The following is a 20,517-nucleotide window of genomic DNA, read 5'->3' as shown; positions in this document are numbered from 1 at the left end:
GCCGACCACGCGTCAGCGCCGCTGTTCTTTCACGCGAGACACGATCTGCGTCGGGCTCACGAATTGTAGTGCGATCAGCACCCAGATCAACGTGATCGCCATGTAGATCATCGCCATCGCATCGATCGATTGCGGCGCGCGCACGCCGGTCGAAAACACAGCGTAGTACAACGCGACCACCAGCGTTTGCGTGGCAGGACCGGCCGTAAAGAACGTCAGCTCGAACATGCCGATCGTACGCACCAGCACGAGCAACCCTGCGGCCAGCATCCCCGGCACGAGCAGCGGCAGCAGCACATAACGGAAATAGCGGAACGTGTTCGCGCCGAAAATGCGTGCGGCCGCTTCGAGATTCGGATCGATCTGCTCGATGAACGGTGTCATCACCAGAATCACGAACGGCAGCGCCGGTACGAGGTTCGCAAGAATCACGCCCCATAGCGTGCCGGCGAGGCCGACCTTGTACATCACAGTCGCCATCGGAATGCCGTAGGTGACGGGCGGCACCATCAGCGGCAGCAGAAAGATCAGCATCGCAAGGCGCTTGCCGCGGAATTGCACGCGCGCGAGCGCATACGCGGCAGGCACGCCGAGCAGCACCGACAGCAGCACGACCGCGCCGACCACCTGCACGGTCACCCACAGCACGCTCGCAAGCTGGAAGTCGCTCCACGCCTGTGCATACCAGTGCAGCGTGAAGCCTTGCGGCAACGCGGTGCCGAACCAGCGCGTCGCGATCGAATTCACCGCGACCGTCGCAATCAGCAGCACGACGTTGATCAGGAAAAACGCCATCACGGCCCACACCAGCACCTGCCAGATGCGGCCCGGCAAGTTCGCGCGCTGACGCGCGTGTCGCGCGGGCTCGCGGGCGCCATCGCCCGGCTGCGGCGCCGCGGATGCGGACGCGGAGGTGGGCGCGGGCCAGTCGGGCTGCGTCGCGCGACGATCGGTCGTCATCAGCCTTTGCCTCCCGTTACCGGACCACGATAGAACCAGCGGCGCGCGCCGAGCAGCGCGGCGACCACCAGCAGTTGCACGAAGCCCATCACCATCGCGATCGCCGACGCGAGCGAATAGTCGTAGCTCTCGAATGCGGCTTCGGCCGCGGCAATCGACATCACGCGCGTCGGACCCGCGGGCGCGCCCAGCAGCACCGCCGACGGAAACACCGAGAACGCCTGCACGAACGACAGACACGCGGCCATCGTGAGCCCCGGCACGAGCAGCGGAAAATAAATGCGGCGAAACTGCTGCCACGGACTCGCGCCGAGCGTCGCCGCCGCGCTCGCGAGCGTGGGGTCGATGCCGGTCACGTACGACAGTGTTAACAGAAACGCGAACGGAAAGCCCGACACGATCAGCGACAGCAGCACGCCCGTGAAGTTGTGCGTGAGCCGCACCTCTTGCGTGTACAGATGCAGCGCCTGCAATGCCTGCGGCAGCCAACCGTGCGGACCGAAGTACGTGAGCATGCCGTCGGCGATCAGCACGGTGCCGAGCGTCACCGGAATCACCAGCAGCGTCGTGACGATCTTCTGATAACGCGAGTAGCGGCGCAGCGCGAACGCGACCGGCACCGATACGCCGACGTTGATCAGCGTGGCCGGCACCGACAGCTTGAGCGTGACGAGGATCGTCGGCCACATAGAGGTGTCGCTGAAGAACGTCAGATAGTTGGCCCATAGGCCGCCGCCGTTCATCGGCCGGAACGACAGCGCGAGACCGTACGCGAACGGATAAATGAACAGCGCGACGATAAAGAGCAGCGCCGGCGCGACGAGCCAGGCCTTGGCATCGCGCGGCGCGCGGGGAGGAAGCGGGGGGACGAGCGTCGGCGTGTTCATGCGGCCTCGGCATCGTAGACCAGCACGCACGACGGCCGCACGCGCAGCATGATGCGTTCGCCCTCCGCGCATTCACCGGTCACGCGCGCCCACACGTCGCCGAACGCGGTCTTCACGCGCAGCAGCGAATCGTGGCCGCCGTATTCGACCGCGTCGATCAGCGCCTCGAACGCGTTGTCGGCGCCGGGCTCGGCGCGCTCCATGTCTTCGGGGCGCAGCGCGACGCTCACGCGCTTGCTGTCGAAGCCGGCCATCGCCGTGCCGATCAGCCGCACACCGTTAGCACTGACCACGACGCCCTCGCCTTGCATGCCCTCCAGCGTGAACTCGGCGACGTTGCGATAGCCCATGAAGCGCGCGACATGCAGATTGCGCGGCCGCGTATAGACCTCTTTCGGCGTCGCGACCTGCTGCACGACGCCCTCCCTCATCACGACGATGCGATCGGCCATCGACAGCGCTTCGTCCTGATCATGCGTCACGTACAGCGTCGCGCGTTCGAGCTGCGTATGGATGCGGCGAATCTCCGCGCGCATTTCGATGCGCAGCTTCGTATCGAGATTCGACAGCGGCTCGTCCATCAGGATCAGCGGCGGCTCGATCACGATCGCACGCGCGATCGCGACACGCTGCTGCTGGCCACCGGACAATTGGCCGGGCAGCTTCTGCTCATGCCCTGTCAGTTGCACCAGTTTCAAGGCCTCGCGTGCACGGCGCGCGAGCTCGCTCTTGCCGACGCCGCGCATCTTCAGCCCGAAGCCGACGTTGTCGAGCACGCTCATGTGCGGGAACAGCGCGTAGTTCTGGAACACCATGCCGAAGCCGCGCTTTTCCGGCGGCAGCACGTCGATGCGGCGCTCGTCGAGCCAGATGCCGCCGCCGGTGAGCGGCTGCAATCCGGCGATGCAGTTCAGCGCCGTCGATTTGCCACAACCCGACGGTCCCAGCAGCGCGATGAACTCGCCGCGCCGGATCGTCAGATCGAGACCCTGCAGCGCGGCGATCGCGTGACCTTGCGCGTTCGTGAAACTGCGGCTCACCGAGTCGAGCCGTAACTGCTCAAAGTGATGCTTCATACGGTTTCCTGATCCGCGTGAGACGACGGGTGTCGCAAGTGCCGCGCGTGCGGTGCGCGCGGCGCATCAGGCAGTTAAGCCGAGGCGCGCGTGGTCGCCGCAAACACGCAGCGCGGCGCTACCTCACGCGGCGCTGCGTTTCGCCTCGTTTTCCGTCGCAATGGTGAAGGCCTAGCGGGTCTTCTGCGCGCCGATGTCGGTATCCCACTTCCTGAAGGCCGCGACCATTGCCGCCGCATTCAGCGGTAACGCATGCGGACGATCGCTCAACATCTTCGCGTATTCCGGTCGGCCATACTTTTGCAGCACCTCCTGGCTATGCGCGGGCGCCTGCTCGATCGTGACGCCCTTGATCGCCGGGCCCGGGTAGAAGTAGCCGTCGTCGTAGGTCAATGCTTGCTGCGCGGGCTCCAGCATGAAGTTCATCATCTTGTACAGCACGTCTAGCTTTTCCTTCGGCACGCCCTTCGGAACCACCATGTAGTGCGCGTCGTTGACCCACGTCATGTTGTCGAACGGCTGTACGCGGAATTCGGCCGGCACGATGCCGAGCGCGCGCGGATTGATGTCCCAGCCGGTCACGCTCACGGTCATGTCGCGCGTGCCTTCGCCCAGTTCCTTCATCACCGCCGAGGTGCCGCCCGGATAGTACGGAATGCAGTCGTTCAACTGCTTCAGGTACGCCCACGTCTTGTCCCAGCCGTGCACCGGGTCCTGCGGGTCCTTGTCGCCGAGCACATAGGGCAGGCCCATCAGGAACGTGCGGCCAGGACCGGAATTGGCCGGCCGCGCGTAGATCAGCTTGTCGGGGTGGGCCTTGCACCATTGCAGCAGTTGCTCGGGTGTCTTCGGCGGATCGCTGACCTTGGCCGGGTTGTATTCGAGCAGCGGACCAGCCGGCATATACGCGACCTCGAGACCGTAACCCTGCGCCAGATCCTGCATCTTGCGCGGGCCCGGCGCGTACTTGTCGAGCACACCGGGGAACTGCGCCGCGTTATCGGGCAGCAGCTTGATCCACAGGTTCTGTTCGATGCCGGCCGCGAGCGCGTCGGTGCCGGTCAATACGAGGTCGATGTCGGAGCGTCCCGCGGCCTGCATCGCCTTGATCTTGCCGGGCAATTGCGGCGACGGAGCGTTCGTGAACGTGATGTTCACAACGAGATTCGGATTCTTCGCCTTGAACGCCTCGAAGCCCTTCTGCGTGAGTTGAAGATCGCCGGCCACGTCGACGATGTTGATCGTGACCGGATCGGCCGCGTGCGCGGCAAGAGTGAACGCCGCACTCGCAGCGATACAGACGGATACCAGCTTGAACGACAGCCTGTGCGAAACAGTCATTGCGTCTCCTCGCTTCTTGGTATGGAAGCCCGCTGGTCGATGTGTTGCATGCGGGCGGTATCTTTCTACCAACGGAACATAGCGAAGCGTAACAGCCGATGTCAAGCAAATAGTCAAGAGCGCGAGGCCTGGTCAAAAGTGGCTCGATTGACGTGAAATCCTTGCCGTTCAATGCCTGGTAACGCGAGTTAAGGGCAAACCCGAGCATCCGCAGTGGCTGCAACACCTGTTGTCTAGTTAGCGGACAACTGCTCAACCCCCGCGCACGCCCTGCGTATTGACGAACAGCGAATACAAGCCGTGGCTCGCCGCCATGAACAGACGGTTGCGATGCCGTCCGCCGAAGCAAACGTTCGCGCAACGCTCCGGTAGCGCGATATGGCCGAGCGGCTCGCCTTGCGCGGTGAAGACGCGCACGCCGTCGAGTTCGTCGGTGCCCATGCCCCAGCCGCACCACAGGTTGCCGTGCACGTCCACCCGAAAGCCGTCGGGCGTGCCCGGACCCGCGTCGATCAGCACGCGGTTGTTCGATACCGTCGTGCCTTTGCCATTGGCCTCGACATCGAATACGCGGATCTTGCGCGGCTCGCCGCGCGATTGGACCACGTACAGCAGCGACTCGTCCGGCGAAAACGCGAGACCGTTCGGGGCGAGCACGTCGTCGATGACCATCGAGACCTCGCCCGACTGCCCGTCGATCCGATACACGCACGGCTTCAGTTCGGACTGCTGCTGCTCGCCCTCGTAGAAACCTTCGATGCCGAAGGTCGGGTCGGTAAACCAGATCGAGCCGTCCGATTTGACGACCACGTCGTTCGGCGAATTGAAGCGCTTGCCCTGATAGCGGTCGGCGAGCACGGTGATCGAGCCGTCGTACTCGGTGCGCGTCACGCGCCGCGTCAGGTGCTCGCAACTGACGAGACGCCCTTCGCGATCGCGCGTATGGCCGTTCGCGTTGTTCGACGATTGACGGAACGTGCTGACCGCGCCCGTCGTTTCGTCCCAGCGCAGGATGCGGTCGTTCGGAATATCGCTCCACAGCAGATAGCGGCCGTCGCCGAACCACACCGGCCCCTCCGACCAGCGCGTGCCCTGATACAGGCATTCGACCGACGCCGATGCGATGATCAACGACTTGAAGCGCGGATCGAACACTCGGATGGAGGGATCGGGATAGCGTCGGCTGTGTTCGGTCATGTGCTTGCCTGCGTGTCGGAGCGGTTCGATTGGGTGGGTGCGAACTCGCGCTCGAGAGCGAGCAGCGTGCACGCGGTCTGCGCGATCTTCGCATGATGCTCGCGCGGTGTCGAACTGAGTAGCGGCAGCAACGGCCCCATGTCGGCGAGGCCCGTGAAGGTAATCGCGTCGTGCAGCACGCGGATCGGCGAGATGTCGTTACGCAGCGTTTCGAGCGGCATGAACGCATCGTACAAACGCTGGGCGGTGTCGTTGTCCGCGCTATCGGTGCCATCGGCGCTCCGGCCGCTTTGCACCGCGCGCAGCAACGCCATCACCATGTTCGGCGCGATGCAGCCGCTGCCGGTCGTCCACGCTGCCAGCCCGAACTCGCGCAGATGCACGAGCGCTGGCCGCTCGCCCATGCCCGATACGATCTTCGCGGCCGGCACGCATTGCAGCAGCCGGCGCAGATAGGGATCGTCGGCGGGATCGTCGCGCGGGATCGCGTATTTGACCGCGCTCAACGTGCCACGCTCGGCGAGCCGCGCGAGCGCATCGACAGCCACATAGTTTTCGCTCTTGATATACAAGGTGAGCGGCATGCCGGCCGTGTCGGCGATCCGCGTGAGGCCCGTCTCGACGCCCTCGGACGTCGTAACGCCGCCGAGCGGCAGCACCATCGCGGTGCGGTAACGCGTCTGCGCGAGGATGCGCGCCTGATCGAGCATCTTGCCGTAGTCGGGACCGAGCGCCGGTATCACGCGTGTGCCCGGACTCGCGGCTTCGGCGAGCAGGTCCAGTAGCTCGTGATATTCACTGACTGCGACGTGATAGAGGTTCGCGTTGCCGCCATACAGTAGCGTGCGTACGCCACCCGCTTCGATATGGCGGATCAGCGCGAGATTCCGAGCAGGGTCGAGCGTGTAGTCGGCGCGGCGCGCGAGCGGCGGCACGGCCATGACCGACGCGGCGAACTCGCCGTCGCGCAGCGGAGATTCGTTCATGATGGTTGACGCGCAAACGTGCTGGGCGGAGTTTTCACGGTAGCATCGGCATCACAATGTTGTCAAACAACCTGCGCGCGGCGATTGCCCCAGCATGCCGTCGGTGGCGAATTGCCCGGGAACTGCTCACGAAATTTCCTTTTGGATAACAATGGAGCCACAACCCTCATGCAAACCGCGCAGGCGCTTGTTTGGCAAGACCGACGCGACGCGCAAATAACCCGCGTTCCCAAATAATCGAGTAAATGCGATTAATTCCGAATCACGAAAGAAATAATGCTGTCAATGAAACACATTAAAATGCGGTAGCCGGATGCCGATTAGCCGTATTTCTCGCCCGAGACCCGGGCGGGTTAAAGATCTATTTCAATCAGCATAATAATAGGCAACACCGCCCTTGCTATCACATGGCTGCTATCGTTTACCCCGCGCAGCAGCAGCGCATTGCTTTCGAGTTTTTAGTGATAGATTATGCGGACCAAAAGAGCGGACCGAAGTTTGTCTGCCAATAACCGCGAATGGGATGTTTGCGAGCCTGAGAGAGCCAAAAATTGTCGCTACACTTTATCGAGCAGATGGCACCGCTATTGGACGCCGCCGACGAGGCGGAATGGTTCGGCGTGATTACGGGCCTCGCCGAAACGTGGGGCTTCGACAGGATACTGGTCGCGATGCTGCCGCGGCCCACCATGCGTCTCGAGGACGCTTACCTGCGCAGCACTTACGCCCCGGCATGGCGGCAGACGTATGACGAACAGGGCATGGTGCATATCGACCCGACGGTCGCGCACTGCCTGTCACGCTCCGCGCCGCTCATCTGGACGCCAGAGATTTTCGCCACCCCGCCACAGCAAGCCCTGTACGAGGAAGCCCGCTCGTACGGCTTGGGTGCGGGTGTGACGCTGCCGATTCACGGGCCGAATCAGGAAGCCGGCATGATGTGCTTCGTCAATGACGACAAGCCGTCGGACGGGTTCAGGCGCCATGTAAACGCCGCGTTGCCGAACCTCGTGCTGTTGCGCGACCTGGTGATCGACACCAGCAAACAGCATCTGGATTCGCATGCGCAGAGCTTGATGCCGAAGCTGACTCCGCGCGAGCGCGAATGTCTGAAATGGACCGCGCGCGGCAAATCCACGTGGGAGATATCTCACATCCTGAGTTGCTCGGAAGCCGTGGTGAACTTCCACATGAAAAACATCAGGGCGAAATTCGGCGTGAATTCACGGCGCGCGGCCGCCGTGATCGCGGCCCAGCTTGGGCTTATTGACCCGGGTTGAGCAGCGCGGCCGCGTCGCGGCTGTACATCACGCGCTCGGCGCGACCCAGATCGGCGTCCGACACGGTTTTCATGAAGTAAAGGCCAAGCAGGATCGACACCGGCGCCGGGATCTCCGCACCCGACTCGAAGCGGCTGCCGCGCGACTGCGTGACGCCGAAGCGAGCCCAGAAACGACGCTGGCTCTCTTTTTTCTTCTTCCGGTAGGCAATGATCAGAACACGATCCACTGCCGAAGAGACCTCCGAGGGACGCGCCTGGAGGTGGGTTTGCGGTTGCCAGTGATTGTCGAGGAGTTCCATTTTGGACCCTTGTAGGTTGGGGGCGGATACGTGTGTGAATTTTGCGATACCCGATAAGCATCCACACCTATCCAGGTAGGTAGGTGGCGCAAAGATTCAGAATGCATAAGTTTTCCTGCGTATGTGGCAGCCCCAACACGCACAGGAGAACGTCATGCAAACCACGATCCGTATTGGACTCCGGCAGGAATTCGACAACGAACTGATCAACGAGATGTACCGGCTGCGCGCCCGGGTCTTTCACGGCCGGCTCGGCTGGGAAATACCGACCATCGCGGGAATGGAGATAGACGGCTACGACGCGCTCGGGCCGTATTACATGCTGATTCAGGGCGAAGACGAACGGTTGCGCGGCTGTTGGCGACTGATGCCGACCGAAGGTCCGAACATGCTGAAAGACACTTTCCCGCAACTGCTGCATGGCGCGGCCGCGCCGGTCGGCCGACATATCTGGGAACTGAGCCGCTGGGCGATCGAAACCAACGGGGAGGAACAGTCTTTTGGTTTCACGGATATGACAATTCGCGCAATTCAGGAAGTGATGCGCTTCGCGCAGCGCATGGGCATCACGCATTACGTCACGGTGACTACCACGCCGATCGAGCGCATGCTGCGCCGTGCCGGGCTCGATATCAGCCGGCTCGGGCCGCCGCTGCAGATCGGCGTCGAACGGGCCGTTGCGCTCGACGTCGCGGTAAGCGCGAAAACGCTGACCTCGCTATTCGGGCCGGTCGCCGACGCGGCTTGAGCCGCGCCGGAGCGTGGCCGCACCGAAATCTCGACACCTTCACCCGAGCGCGCGGACTCAGGAGCCGAACATCCGTTCCAGCGCGTTCTCGAGATGCGCGCGCATCGCGGCGCCCGCGGCCGCCGAGTCCTTGCGGCGGATCGCGTCGAGCACCGCCATGTGCTCGGCCTGCACCACCCGCTGCCGCTCCACCGTTTTGACCAGCGACAGATTGCGCGACAGGTTCATGCTGAACAGGATCTGTTCCTCGATGAACGACATCACCGTGATGAAAAACGGATTCTTCGACGCCCGCGCGACCGCCTGGTGGAACAGGAAGTCGTCCTTCGCGCCGATGCCCTGCGCCTCGATGATGCGCTCGAGCTCGTCCCATGCATGCTGGATCGCGGCGATGTCCTGAGCGTCGGCCTTCAGCGCTGCCTGCGCGGCCGCGCCCGCCTCGGTAACGATGCGAAACTCATAGCAGCGGCGGATATCGGACAGCGTTTCGAGCGGCGCGAAGCGGCGCACGTCCGGGTCGGGGCGCCGCGCGACGGTCGTGCCAGAGCCGTGCCGCGTCGAGATGATGCCGTCGGCCCGCAATCGCGCGAGCGCTTCGCGCACGGTCGGCCGGGACGTGGCAAAACGCTCCGCCAGCGCATGCTCGGTCGGCAACCGCTCGCCTTCCTTGTACTCGCCTTCGAGGATGCGGTTGAGAATGTCGCCGTAGATCTGGTCGGGTAAGCCCTTGGTTTTTCGATCGTTCATCAGCGGACTGGCCAGCTTGTCTGAATATGGCCTGATTGTAAGGCCAACATTGTTCCAGCTTCAGCAAACTTATGCGGTTTGTAAGCATGCAAGACCACTCGCGCGCGCTGCCGCGCCCGCCATTTCGTCCGCGCCGGGTCTGAATATTTGGCAAATGTTTGATTTACATCCTGGTCGAGTGCATCTTTTCCGGCAATCATCTAAGCTTCATTGGTATAAAAGATCAATAAACCCTGCCGCCGCTGGCAATGTGGCAGACGCTTTTTTGACGTGGAGCCGATATGTACAAACGCATCCTTGTAGCGGTCGACGGCAGCAATACCTCGCGCCGTGCGTTCGAAGCGGCGCTCGAACTCGCCAAGTCGAATGGCGCTGTGCTGCGGCCGTTTTACGTCGTCGAAAATACGCCGATGTACTTCGAGGCGCCCGGCTACGACCCGTCGATCCTGCGCAACCGGCTGATCGAGGAAGGCCAGGAGCTGCGTGCCGAGTTTTCGAAAGTGATGGCCGAGCAAGGTGTGAAAGGCGACCCGGGGGTTTCCGAGGCTTCGTCGCTCGGCGATGTCGCCGAGATCGTGCTGCACGCCGCCGCCGAATTCAACGCCGACCTGCTCGTGATGGGCACGCACGGGCGGCGTGGCTTCCAGCGGCTGATTCTCGGCAGCGTCGCCGAACGCTGCGTGCGCCAGGCCACGCTGCCGGTTCTGCTGGTACCGTCCGCCGCGGGCGCCGACAAGCAACCCGTCTGACACGGTCATCATGCGCAAGACGGTGAGCCACGACGACACAAGCCGCGGCGGCTCACCTTCCCACCCTCGTCGGGGCAGCATGGTCGCCAGGAAAGCGAAGCAGCGAACGCGTCACTTTGCCACCTGTTGAGGGTCATAACGGGTGGGACAATTTCACCACTACCAATAATCGCGCGCAGAACATGCTGAATCCTACCGCTGTGCCCCGTTCCTCGACCCGCTCCGCCGGCTCTGCCGCGAGCGGCAGCCGCGAGTCCATGGCGGGACGCGCCACCGCACGCACCGCCGCGCGCTGCTCCAGTTGTTCGATGCGTCAGATCTGCATGCCGCAGGGGCTGTCCGCGGAGGAGCTGCCGAAGCTCGAAACGCTGATCTGCTCGGCGCGCTCGGTGCCGCGCGGCGAAGCGCTGTATCGCAGCGGCGACCGGTTCGACAGCATCTACGCGCTGCGTTCCGGCTCGATGAAGACCGTGATGGTCCACCGCGACGGCCGCGAGCAGGTCACCGGCCTGCGTCTTGCGGGCGAGCCGCTCGGGCTCGACGGCATCAGCGCGGACATCCATGCGTGCAGCGCCGTCGCGCTGGAAGACAGCACAGTGTGCATCGTTCCATACAGTGCGCTGAAGCAGCTATGCCGCGAAATCGGTTCGATCCAGGAGCGCATGCACAAGCTGCTGGGTGCGCAGATCGTCAGCGAGGCCGCGCAGATGATGGTGCTCGGCTCTCTGTCCGCCGACGAACGCGTCGCCGCCTTCCTGCTGGACGTGTCGCAGCGCAATGCGCAGCGCGGCTACTCGTGGTCGGAATTCAACCTGCGCATGACGCGCGAGGACATGGGCAGCTACCTCGGCATGACGCTCGAAACGGTCAGCCGCACGCTGTCAAGATTTCAAAAGCGTGGCCTGATCGACACGCGGGGCAAGCATATTCACATCGTCGATCTCGAAGGCTTGCGGCAGGTCTGAGCAGCTGGGCGGGGCTGAACGGGTTGCTCGGTTCGTCTTGGCACGCCGTCTGCAAGGGGGTAAAGTTTTCAGACCGCCCCCCACGGCAACCGTGTTGCATGGAGACCCGGCCCCAATGAATCGCGACCCTGCCCCGCATCATCCGCTCGTGCAGCGCCTGCACGACGCGCGTCAAGTCACCGATGACCTGTTTGCAATCGTCAAACCCGACTACCTCTATGAACGGCCGATCCGCGAGCGTCACCGTGTCGTGTTCTATATCGGCCATCTCGAAGCGTTCGATCGCAATCTGTTCGACCAGCGTCTGTTCGATCTGCCGGCTTTCGCACCGGAACTCGACCAGCTGTTCGCATTCGGCATCGATCCGGTAGACGGCGGCTTTCCCACCGATCAGCCCAGCGATTGGCCGTCGCTCGACGCCGTGCGCGAGTATGCGATGCGCGCGCGCCGCCAGATCGACGCCGCGCTCGACGAACTCGGCAACCCGGTGGGCGATCAAGCGGCCGTGCAGTTGCTGAACGTCGCGATCGAGCATCGGTTGATGCACGCGGAAACGCTCGCGTACATGCTCCATCAGTTGCCGCTCGCGCAGAAAAACACCGCATTGCGCGAACCGGTGGTGACACGCACGGAGCGGCGCGACGGGTTGTCGTCGATGGTCCGCGTGCCCGCCGGCACGACCGTGCTCGGCATGCCGCGCGAGGCCGGCCGTTTCGGCTGGGACAATGAATTCGGCGAGATGGGCGTGGAGGTGCCCGCGTTCGAGATCGATCGATACATGGTCACGAACGGTGCGTTCCTCGAGTTCCTCGAAGGCGGCGGCTATCGCGAGCCGAAGTGGTGGTCGCCGAAAGACTGGGCGTGGAAGGAAGCGGAGTGCATCGAGCATCCGGCCGGCTGGTCGCAACGCACGTCGGAAGACGGCCGCACCGCATGGACGCTGCGCACGATGTTCGACGACGTGCCGTTGCCGCTCGACTGGCCCGTCTATGTGAGCCACGCCGAAGCGAGCGCCTACGCGCGCTGGGCCGGCAAAGCCCTGCCGACGGAGGCGCAATGGCAGCGCGCGGCGCACGGCGCGCCGCACGCGGCATCGGGGAATTTCGATTTCCGCAGCTGGGACCCACGGCCCGTCGATGCGCATCCGGACAACGTCAGCGCGTTCGGTGCGGAAGGTCAGTTCGGCAACGGTTGGGAATGGACCTCGACGCTATTCGAAGCGCTGCCGGGGTTCGAAGCGTTTCCGTTCTATCCCGGCTATTCGGCCAACTTCTTCGATGGACAGCATTACGTGCTGAAGGGCGGCTCGGCGCGTACCGCGCTGTGCATGCTGCGGCCGGAATTTCGCAACTGGTTTCAGCCGCACTATCAGTATGTGTATGCGGGGTTTCGGTGTGTGCGGGGTTGATCGATATAGCGATAGCTGACCTGCGACATTCCGTGCTTGCGAAGCCGCATCGATGATGGAAGCCGCATGAGATGCGCACTCCGAACGCGCGAAAAGTTTATCGGAAGACGCTCACGGCCTCCACAAGCCTCGTCGCCTGCTGCTTGAGGCTATCCGAAGCGGCACTGCTTTTCTCGACCAGCGCTGTGTTCTGCTGCGTGATGTTGTCGAGATCGCTCACGGCCTGATCGATCTGGGAGACGCCGCTGCTTTGTTCTTCCGTTGCGGCTCTGATCTCCGCGATCAGATCCGACACTCTCTTCACTTGCGTCACGATCTCGTCCATTGTCTTACCAGCGTCGTCGACCAGGCTGGACCCCGCCTCGACTTTCTCAACGCTGGTCAAGATGAGGTTCTTGATCTCTTTCGCCGCATTCGCGCTACGTTCTGCAAGCGCACGGACTTCCCCGGCAACGCCATACCAACGTCAGCAGCGCGTTATTCGTTCCGCGCGCGGAATGCCCTTGTCAGTACTCGGCCTGTCTATCTCGGCCGGATTAAAGCTGCTGGCACTCTGTTTTGAACCAGGAGTCGACCAGGCGCTGTGCCGCTTGCAGATCATCCGGGTAGTATGGATCGTCATACCACGCTGACGCAGCGTAGCCCGCTTTCCTGAGGGCAGTGAGTTCGCTATGGTGTTGCTCTATGGTAGGGTGCGCGTTTTCTCTGAGCGCCACCAGGTCGCGGCACTCCGTCGAGGTGAGGCGTGGCCCGTCATACGGCATGCCACAAGCGGCACAGCCTGCGAGAAGAATCACCAGACCTGGAAGTATTGACCTTGTTCCAGTAGCCATTCTCATCGTGCATCTCCTTTCCTGCGTCGCGCCAACAGAAAGCCCATCAATTTCAGTGCTTCCTTGAAATAGCGGCGGTGCGGGGGGCCGTAAGTTTTCGGTTCCGGGCCACGTCGGCGTGAAAGCCGTGGTGCGATGCCACCGATATTGTTTTCGATTCCGACTTCCACTCACACTGGATCGTTGTTCGGGTTTGCGCGACGTCAGGCACCAGCGAGTTGTGCGGCAGCTGCTCAGTCCTCGATGCGCAGGCCGACCTTCAGCGTCACCTGCCAGTACGCGACCTTGCCGTTCTCGATCTGGCCACGTGTTTCCGTGACCTCGAACCAGTGCAGATTGCGCAGCGTTTCCGACGCTTTGGCGATCGCTGTGGTGATCGCGTCGTCGATCGATTTCTTCGACGAACCGGTCAGTTCGACCTTCTTGTAAAAGTGTTCTGACATAAATGTCCTAATCGGTGTGCGCCGCCGAGCGGCAAAAAGCTGCTCGGATACGCAGATGGAAAATACATACGCAGCGGTTCGGTTGAACCTCGTACTTGAGACGGCCCGTTTCAATTCACCGCGAGAACTTTCGATCGCACAACGCGTTTGCCATTCGCTGCAGCGATTGCACCGAGCGCTGGCAGTTGCTGTTTCAAGACGTCACGCTCCAGCAGAGCAAGACGAATGTTAGGGGGACGTCCCCACGAGAAGAAGATGGAAAGAGGGCAACATGGTGTTGCATCGAAGAACATCAATCGACGTTGCCCCGGTGGGCTCTTCCGGTGGCGTGTGCCAGACCATGAGTGCGGCCTGGTGGTGTACACACATGATGGCTTGAGAGATTCCGCTCGCAGACAGTCGGATCAAGAATCTGGCCCGCCTTTGATCCGCAACTCCTCGGGAGAGTCCGTGCCGCCAGTGAGGCGTTTTTGCAAGTGAAGGAACCGCAGATTGCCGCATTTGTCAGGCAGTTTCGTAGGCTACAGTCCAGTCCTTTGGCCAGAACCGACTCGGCGGCGGCCTACGACTTCACCGCCTGGACCCTAACCGTCAATACCGTCCGCGTTCCGCCGATCTGACGATCTCCATCTTTCTCACCAGATCGGCAAGCGATAGCGCTTCAAGCTTCTTCATCGCAGCGCCACGGTACATCTTGATGGTGATTTCGCTCAGGTTCATTTCAGCAGCGATCTGCTTGTTCAAAAGCCCCTTCACCACGTACCAGATCACTTCACGCTCCCGCGCGGTAAGCGTGTTATAACGCGCCAGAAGCGCAACCCTTGTCAGAGATTTTTCCAATTGCTCAGCATGACGACCGATCGCCGACGAAACAGCGTCGATAACACGTTGCTCTCGAACAGGTTTAGTCAGGAAATCAACGGCGCCGGCTTTCATGGCCTCCACCGACATTTCAATATCGCCATGGGCAGTCATGACGATAATTGGCATGTCGACCTGATGGTTTCGCGCACTCAACTGGAACGTCAAACCACTCTCACCCTGCAGGCGGACGTCCAGTAGCAGGCAGCTTGGAACCCCTGGTTTTTCAGCCGAAATGAAATCCCGGATCCGCTCAAAGGTTCGCACCGAATATCCGCACGAGCGCAACAAGCTAGATAGTGCCGAGAGCATTGACGCATCGTCGTCGATTACATAGACGATTGCACCGTCTGTGCTAGCCACGGCCGGAAAAACGTTTTTCTCCATTCGCATTCCTTTCCCCGTACTGGTGTGCACAATGCGTCGGTCCGTCAGTGGGAATAGTCGCTCTTTCGGAATGAGATGTAATTGTAAGCGAATGGTGAACGTCGGAGCCGGTATCACAAGCAGCGCCGGCAGAAGCTCACAGCTTACTGGCCACTAACATTCTACCGACAAACAGTACTGCCCCTATATATACTTGCGTATGATTTTAAGCGGCCCCCCCGTCGGGTATGATCGCATTCATCCGCTGGACGCGATGGCCACTCCGCGCAATCGGCGCGGACAGGGAGAAAGATAATTGCGCGCGTCACAGGTGATTTGGGTCGTTGACGACGATCCCTCGGTTCGATCGGGTCTATCAACCCTGCTCAGATCGTTTGACTACGATATCGTGACCTTCGAATCGGCCGCCGAGGTGTTGGCACATACTGGCGATACTCAGCCCGACTGCATCGTTTCAGATGTTCAAATGCCGGGATTATCGGGCATTGAATTGTCTGTGCGCCTGATCGAAAACGGGTGGCGCATACCAACGATATTTATCACCGCATATCCGACGCCCGAACTGCATCGTCAAGCTTTCGCGACCGGAGCCTGTGCCCTTCTGATCAAGCCTTTGGGTGCCAACGACCTGGCAGCTGCCATCGAGAGTGCGACGAGCAAGAGCTCCGGTTAGCGTTACATATCAGATACTTCTATCGGAAACTTCGAGAAGCGCTACTGCCGTCGGCGCAATATCGACACCCTACCTTCGGTAACTGCATTCGGCCGCGCCAGATCGGGGTGGCCCCTCATTCAAGAGCCGATTAACGTCGCGTCCTTTGATGTTTCCGGATGCAACACGACGTTGCCTCCTTTCAGCCTTCTTTTCGTCGGGATGCCCCCCTAACATTCCTCTCGCGCTGCTGAAGCATGACTTCGTGCGATCGCCATGGTCAACGAAACCAGACCCGCTCAGAGCAGACGCTCAACAACGAGGATGAATATGAAAAGCAGTAAGGTGAATGAACAACCCACACGTCGAAAATTGTTGATCGGCGGTGCCGCGGCCGCAGGCGGCCTGGCGGCCGCCATGCTCCCGGGTACGGTTCAGGCAAGCCCAGCCGTCGCTTCACCACAGGCATCGAAAGCGGACCACCGACACTTCTCGAGTTACATATCGTCGAAAGACGGCACTCAGTTGTACTACAAGGATTGGGGTACAGCCGCCCCGTGGTGTTCTGTCACGGCTGGCCGCTGAGCTCCGATAGTTGGGAATCGCAGATGATGCTAGTGGCGTCGCACGGCTTTCGCGCCGTGGCGCACGACCGCAGAGGCCACGGACGTTCGAGCCGCATACGCTTCAAATGGCGCGAAAATGTCCCTGTCCGCTGAAATCCGCAGCAATCGTCTGCAGCAGAAAACCAATTCCCAATAGCTGCCCAATTCTATGAATATACGGAACAAATATTCGGACGAAGCTTCATAAATAATAGGAAAACACATCACTTAGAATTCCTCGGGCAAAACCGCCTGCCGCCGGCGGAATTACATCACCACACACTCTGATGTTCGACCAAGGAAGACCATATGAGTTACCAGACGGGGCTAAGCGGCTTGCATGCCGCCTCAAACGATCTTGATGTCATCGGCAATAATATTGCAAATGCCCACACAGTGGGATTCAAGCAAGGCATGGCGGTTTTTTCCGATATGTACGCTAACGCAATGCTCGGCGCGACGAATAATCAGATCGGCATCGGCGTTGCAACGTCGACGATCGTCCGGGACTTCTCGGAAGGGACACCCACCCAAACAGCTAATCCGCTCGATCTCGACATTAGAGGGAATGGTTTCTTTCTGCTTTCTCAGAACGGTACGCTGGTCTACTCGAGAAACGGTCAATTTCAGCAGGACAGTGACGGAAATATTATTAACAGCAGCAATGGCCTTCCGTTAATGGGATACGCAGTAGGTCCGAATAGCGTCGTCGACACTTCACGACTGGTTCAATTAACGACTGCGACCGTGGCGAATCTGCCCCCGAAGCCGACCAGCGCGATCGCGTGGTCTTTCAATCTCAACGCGGGAGATGAAACCCCGAAGGTCACGCCGTTCGACCCTACCAACAACCAGAGCTACAACTTCGCAACGACGGCTACTACGTACGATTCAGAAGGTAACGAGCATCAGATCAGCATTTATCTTGTGAAAGATCCGGCCACCCCCAATCAATGCAGTGCCTATATAGCGCCCCAAGGTTCGGATGTCACCGTTGACAATGGAACCGGGACGCCTTCCCCGTACACGCAAATCGGAACACTGACTTTCGATTCCTCCGGGAGACTCACCAGTTCGAGTTCCCTTTCGTTCGAGATGAACACGACTAATGGCAGCGCCAGCCCGCAAACGATTGCCGTCGATCTCGGCAACACCACGCAGTACGCCGCGACGACAGACAGCGTGACCCGGTACCACCCCGACGGATACGCCGCGGCCGCTTACAACGGCACACTTTCCGTCGCTGACGACGGCACCATCACTGCCGGTTACACGAACGGGGAGACACTCGTCATTGGGCAAGTGGCGACGGCGACTTTCGCCAATCCGAATGGGCTTGAAAGTCAAAGCGGCAACCTGTTTTACGCAACTCTGGCGTCAGGGGCTGCGCAAATCGGCACGCCGGGCACTTTCAACCACGGTGTGCTACAAGGGTTTATGCAAGAAAGTTCGAACGTTGATCTGACTGACCAGCTCGTAGCGCTCATTACGGCGCAACGGAACTATCAGGCGAACGCTCAAACGATAAAGACCCAGCAAACCGTCGACCAATCGCTTATCAATTTGTAGCCAGGCAGGACCGAGGCAGGCGGCGTCCTGCCTTTGCCCTCACCTGAACCCTCCAGTACTTCGTGTGGCGCTAGCTGCGCTGCTAGCTCTCACCACAGTCCCCAAATCGACATGGAAAGCACCTCGGTTGTATCAGCTCCCTCCGCCTTCAGACCGTTTTGCGTGACGGGGGAAGCTGGAAATTCGCTGACGGAGATTCCGATTGTCAAGGCCACCCGACTTAAACCCTCCACGCTGGCCGCTACGCCAGCGGGATGGTCCGGCTTCCAGGAGTGTTGCGTCTGTCCTGACGACTGGAACGTTGACTTTGTAGCCGCTTATTTTTCCCCATATCAAATTGAAAATGAGCAGATCATCTCAACGCTGACTTTTAACGTCACGATGCAAAGTGACGCTGCATACCCGGTACGGGCAACTGGGTATGTCTTTGATGAACTCGACCATCCCGTGGGTAGCCTGGACCTGAGATATTTCGGGCAACGAATGCCCCGTGCGCTGCAATTCGACGTTTCTGCATACCAGTTACCGATATCGAGTCGCCTTCTGATCGCCTTCCAGATTGGTGGAGGGGGAAGCACGAAGATCCCGCGCCCCCCGCTCATCACGAGCGTCACAATCGACGTTGTAGCCTGCGTTCTGACGACCGTCGAGAATTAATGTCCCGGCGCTGGCATATCAGGGGCGAGCGGTGAAGGAATAAAGCGATATCGTGCGACATGCGCCGAACATCATCCGGACACGGCGGTATGGCGTGATGACAGCAAAGCGACGAATAACAGGCCTTTCAGTGCGCATTCGACCAACGACAACCAGAACGCGACACGAAACCCCGCGTACTCGGCGGGCAGCGCCGTCGCGATGGCGATAACGCTCAACACATGCAGTTGCCTGCACGCGCGCCGAAGACAGCCAACCAGATTCCCGGCAGCGCTTGCCGCATTCGCTTACAAGCGCTTCTCCAATTCGTCTTTAAGGATCATCGCGTCTGCGTTCACGGCTTGAGGGCGCCTACGTTGGGGCCGGTAAACGTACTCGTCGAACTGGATCTGGCGACCGCTGACTGCACATACGCCTGAGTGACGAGCACGAATCAGGTGCCATTCCTGGTTTCCGTAGACACATCGCAACGGGTCCAGCCAGGCGAGCGTTACGCTCGTTGTCGTGGCACGCTCCAAAAAGCGGATTGTGAGTCCGTCTGCCCGCTTTCCTGCCGAACGTTCCGACCATCGCGTCCACTCCGATGCAACGTTGCTTCCCAAGCTCTTCTCACCCGACAGTTGCCCAAGGATGCCAATAGTCATCAGCCACGGATCGAGAATATTCGACTGCGCCTCCATATTCGGGCTCCTCGTACATCGTTGCGTGTTCTTCAAGCTCAGTCGGATTCGCATGCCAATGTGAGCGTCCGAAGAAGCGCTCCACGTCAGGTGAAATCCTAGGCGCGGTACGCGAGCAGCAGTAGCCCCGAGCACGGGCTCACCGTGTTGTCATCGCATCAACAATCACGGACAACAGGATTGCAGATCGAGCGCGCGGATCTGCTCGGTCATGTAATCGATAAATACGCGAATGCGCGACGGCAAGTGCTTGCGGCTCAGATAGCACGCGTAATGACCACGATCGTCGGGCGCATACTGTGCAAGGCACGCGTACAGACGCTTCGCGCGCAGCAGTTCGCTCGCCTGGTAGGCTGCGAGCTGGGCAATGCCGTGGCCCGCAAGCACCGCCTGCAGCATCAGATCCGCATCGTTGAGAACGTGCACGGCCTTCGGTACGACTCTGCGGCTCACGCCGCCGACCTTGAATTCCCATCCGGCGATACGGCCCGAAGCAAGACGGAGATTGATGCAGCGATGCATCTCGAGGTCCTCGACGAAGCGCGGCAAGCCGTGAGCGCGTGCATATTCCGGCGACCCACACACGATCATCTGCATCGGGATCAGCTGTTTGGCGACGACCTGGCTGTCGTCCAGCTTGCCGTCACGAAACGCGACGTCGATACGCTCTGTTGTGAATTCGACGGGGTCGTCCTTGAGCATGAAGTCGAGCGCAATATCGGGGTACGCTGTACAGAAGCCGCTGAGCAGCGGCGCTACGATCCTGCGTCCGAAGCCCGTCGTCGAGCAGACGCGCAACTGGCCGCGCGGCGGACCCTGACGAAGTTCGCGCATATCCGCGAGCGCCTGGACGATGCGCTCGACAGCGGGGTTGCAGTTCTGATAGAAAAGTTCGCCTTCGCGTGTCAATGCCGTGCTGCGCGTGGTCCTCAGCAGGAGCCGCGCATCGATTTGCGCTTCGAGTTTCTGGACGTTGCGGCTCACAGCCGAGCGGCCGATGCCGAGCCGACTGGCAGCCTTGGCGAAGCTGCCTTCGCTCACTACCGCGAGGAAGGAGATCACGCCCGCATAGCTGGTGGCGAAACTGGATGCGAGAGAGTCGTCGCTCGAAGCCGGGGGAGACCTCGTCAAGCCGGTCGGGACGAGCATGTGCTGTTTGCCGTTCATTTCACGAGCCGTTAATCA

At 60.9% G+C, this 20,517-nt stretch carries 21 protein-coding genes and 2 pseudogenes; 9 read left to right on the top strand and 14 right to left on the bottom strand.

Translation table 11 applies throughout. The annotated features are described in order from the left end of the window. Positions 1 to 12 precede the first annotated feature (12 nt). From AB3X95_RS13420 to AB3X95_RS13395, 6 genes are all read right to left on the bottom strand, one after another. A complete protein-coding gene (locus AB3X95_RS13420; protein WP_368621577.1) occupies positions 13 to 960 on the bottom strand; it encodes an ABC transporter permease in 948 nt (315 codons plus the stop codon). Then, positions 960 to 1,847, bottom strand: a complete 888-nt coding sequence (locus AB3X95_RS13415; protein ID WP_368621576.1) for an ABC transporter permease — start codon at positions 1,845 to 1,847, stop codon at positions 960 to 962. Before AB3X95_RS13415 ends, AB3X95_RS13420 begins: the two co-directional genes overlap by 1 nt. Further along, on the bottom strand, positions 1,844 to 2,923 hold the full coding sequence (locus AB3X95_RS13410) for an ABC transporter ATP-binding protein (RefSeq protein WP_368613136.1): 1,080 nt from the start codon (positions 2,921 to 2,923) through the stop codon (positions 1,844 to 1,846). Before AB3X95_RS13410 ends, AB3X95_RS13415 begins: the two co-directional genes overlap by 4 nt. A gap of 171 nt (positions 2,924 to 3,094) precedes the next feature. Next, a complete protein-coding gene (locus AB3X95_RS13405; RefSeq protein WP_368621575.1) occupies positions 3,095 to 4,264 on the bottom strand; it encodes an ABC transporter substrate-binding protein in 1,170 nt (389 codons plus the stop codon). Positions 4,265 to 4,516: 252 nt separating this feature from the next. Next, positions 4,517 to 5,461 carry an SMP-30/gluconolactonase/LRE family protein gene (locus tag AB3X95_RS13400; protein ID WP_176125456.1) on the bottom strand — a complete coding sequence of 315 codons (945 nt, stop codon included), beginning with the start codon at positions 5,459 to 5,461 and terminating at the stop codon, positions 4,517 to 4,519. Further along, positions 5,458 to 6,447 carry a dihydrodipicolinate synthase family protein gene (locus AB3X95_RS13395; protein ID WP_368621574.1) on the bottom strand — a complete coding sequence of 330 codons (990 nt, stop codon included), beginning with the start codon at positions 6,445 to 6,447 and terminating at the stop codon, positions 5,458 to 5,460. Before AB3X95_RS13395 ends, AB3X95_RS13400 begins: the two co-directional genes overlap by 4 nt. Positions 6,448 to 7,022: 575 nt before the next feature. Between AB3X95_RS13395 and AB3X95_RS13390 the strand changes: the two genes are divergently transcribed. Next, on the top strand, positions 7,023 to 7,727 hold the full coding sequence (locus AB3X95_RS13390) for a LuxR family transcriptional regulator (RefSeq protein WP_176106707.1): 705 nt from the start codon (positions 7,023 to 7,025) through the stop codon (positions 7,725 to 7,727). Here the strand turns inward: AB3X95_RS13390 and AB3X95_RS13385 are convergent. After that, positions 7,711 to 8,028, bottom strand: coding sequence for a hypothetical protein (locus AB3X95_RS13385; protein ID WP_013092374.1), 318 nt, complete (start codon positions 8,026 to 8,028; stop codon positions 7,711 to 7,713). The two genes, AB3X95_RS13390 and AB3X95_RS13385, sit on opposite strands and share 17 nt — an antisense overlap. A 154-nt stretch (positions 8,029 to 8,182) precedes the next feature. Here AB3X95_RS13385 and AB3X95_RS13380 point away from each other — a divergent pair, with 154 nt between their 5' ends. Further along, the gene (locus tag AB3X95_RS13380; protein ID WP_176106708.1) at positions 8,183 to 8,776 is read left to right on the top strand and encodes an acyl-homoserine-lactone synthase; all 594 of its coding nucleotides are present in this window, start codon (positions 8,183 to 8,185) and stop codon (positions 8,774 to 8,776) included. A 57-nt stretch (positions 8,777 to 8,833) separates the two neighbouring features. On the opposite strand, the gene AB3X95_RS13375 is transcribed toward AB3X95_RS13380, so the two are convergent. Next, the gene (locus AB3X95_RS13375; RefSeq protein ID WP_176106709.1) at positions 8,834 to 9,523 is read right to left on the bottom strand and encodes a FadR/GntR family transcriptional regulator; all 690 of its coding nucleotides are present in this window, start codon (positions 9,521 to 9,523) and stop codon (positions 8,834 to 8,836) included. 281 nt (positions 9,524 to 9,804) lie between these two features. Between AB3X95_RS13375 and AB3X95_RS13370 the strand changes: the two genes are divergently transcribed. From AB3X95_RS13370 to AB3X95_RS13360, 3 genes are all read left to right on the top strand, one after another. Further along, complete coding sequence (locus tag AB3X95_RS13370; protein WP_176106710.1) at positions 9,805 to 10,272, top strand: universal stress protein; 468 nt, start codon at positions 9,805 to 9,807, stop codon at positions 10,270 to 10,272. Between the two features lie 308 nt (positions 10,273 to 10,580). Next, on the top strand, positions 10,581 to 11,237 hold the full coding sequence (locus AB3X95_RS13365; RefSeq protein ID WP_176369513.1) for a helix-turn-helix domain-containing protein: 657 nt from the start codon (positions 10,581 to 10,583) through the stop codon (positions 11,235 to 11,237). 115 nt (positions 11,238 to 11,352) lie between these two features. Then, positions 11,353 to 12,645, top strand: a complete 1,293-nt coding sequence (locus AB3X95_RS13360; RefSeq protein ID WP_368621573.1) for an SUMF1/EgtB/PvdO family nonheme iron enzyme — start codon at positions 11,353 to 11,355, stop codon at positions 12,643 to 12,645. 97 nt (positions 12,646 to 12,742) lie between these two features. Here AB3X95_RS13360 and AB3X95_RS13355 read toward each other — a convergent pair. The 4 genes and pseudogenes from AB3X95_RS13355 to AB3X95_RS13340 form a co-directional block, all read right to left on the bottom strand. Next, a pseudogene (locus tag AB3X95_RS13355) lies at positions 12,743 to 13,099 on the bottom strand (methyl-accepting chemotaxis protein); the annotation flags it as partial. Between the two features lie 82 nt (positions 13,100 to 13,181). Then, positions 13,182 to 13,484 carry a hypothetical protein gene (locus tag AB3X95_RS13350; RefSeq protein ID WP_260331961.1) on the bottom strand — a complete coding sequence of 101 codons (303 nt, stop codon included), beginning with the start codon at positions 13,482 to 13,484 and terminating at the stop codon, positions 13,182 to 13,184. 227 nt (positions 13,485 to 13,711) lie between these two features. Next, on the bottom strand, positions 13,712 to 13,921 hold the full coding sequence (locus AB3X95_RS13345) for a dodecin (RefSeq protein WP_184225198.1): 210 nt from the start codon (positions 13,919 to 13,921) through the stop codon (positions 13,712 to 13,714). Between the two features lie 591 nt (positions 13,922 to 14,512). After that, the gene (locus AB3X95_RS13340) at positions 14,513 to 15,169 is read right to left on the bottom strand and encodes a response regulator transcription factor (protein ID WP_176368757.1); all 657 of its coding nucleotides are present in this window, start codon (positions 15,167 to 15,169) and stop codon (positions 14,513 to 14,515) included. A 295-nt stretch (positions 15,170 to 15,464) separates the two neighbouring features. Between AB3X95_RS13340 and AB3X95_RS13335 the strand changes: the two genes are divergently transcribed. The 4 genes and pseudogenes from AB3X95_RS13335 (at position 15,465) to AB3X95_RS13320 (ending at position 18,652) form a co-directional block, all read left to right on the top strand. Further along, positions 15,465 to 15,842 carry a response regulator transcription factor gene (locus AB3X95_RS13335; protein ID WP_184225199.1) on the top strand — a complete coding sequence of 126 codons (378 nt, stop codon included), beginning with the start codon at positions 15,465 to 15,467 and terminating at the stop codon, positions 15,840 to 15,842. 309 nt (positions 15,843 to 16,151) lie between these two features. Next, positions 16,152 to 16,501: pseudogene (locus AB3X95_RS13330) on the top strand (alpha/beta fold hydrolase); the annotation flags it as partial. Between the two features lie 234 nt (positions 16,502 to 16,735). Continuing rightward, entirely contained in the window at positions 16,736 to 17,995 is a 1,260-nt protein-coding gene (gene flgE, locus AB3X95_RS13325) for a flagellar hook protein FlgE (protein ID WP_368621572.1), read from the top strand. A gap of 111 nt (positions 17,996 to 18,106) precedes the next feature. After that, complete coding sequence (locus AB3X95_RS13320; protein ID WP_176368754.1) at positions 18,107 to 18,652, top strand: hypothetical protein; 546 nt, start codon at positions 18,107 to 18,109, stop codon at positions 18,650 to 18,652. A 287-nt stretch (positions 18,653 to 18,939) separates the two neighbouring features. Here the strand turns inward: AB3X95_RS13320 and AB3X95_RS13315 are convergent, their stop codons facing one another. Next, a complete protein-coding gene (locus AB3X95_RS13315) occupies positions 18,940 to 19,332 on the bottom strand; it encodes a DUF3331 domain-containing protein (protein WP_368621571.1) in 393 nt (130 codons plus the stop codon). Between the two features lie 165 nt (positions 19,333 to 19,497). Next, entirely contained in the window at positions 19,498 to 20,499 is a 1,002-nt protein-coding gene (locus AB3X95_RS13310) for a LysR family transcriptional regulator (RefSeq protein ID WP_368621570.1), read from the bottom strand. Between the last annotated feature and the right edge of the window lie 18 nt (positions 20,500 to 20,517).

This window comes from Paraburkholderia sp. BR13444 (assembly GCF_040948755.1).
Taxonomy (GTDB): Bacteria; Pseudomonadota; Gammaproteobacteria; order Burkholderiales; family Burkholderiaceae; genus Paraburkholderia; species Paraburkholderia youngii.
The sequence above is the reverse complement of the archived record's forward strand: the minus strand, read 5'-3'. Positions and strand labels throughout refer to the sequence as shown.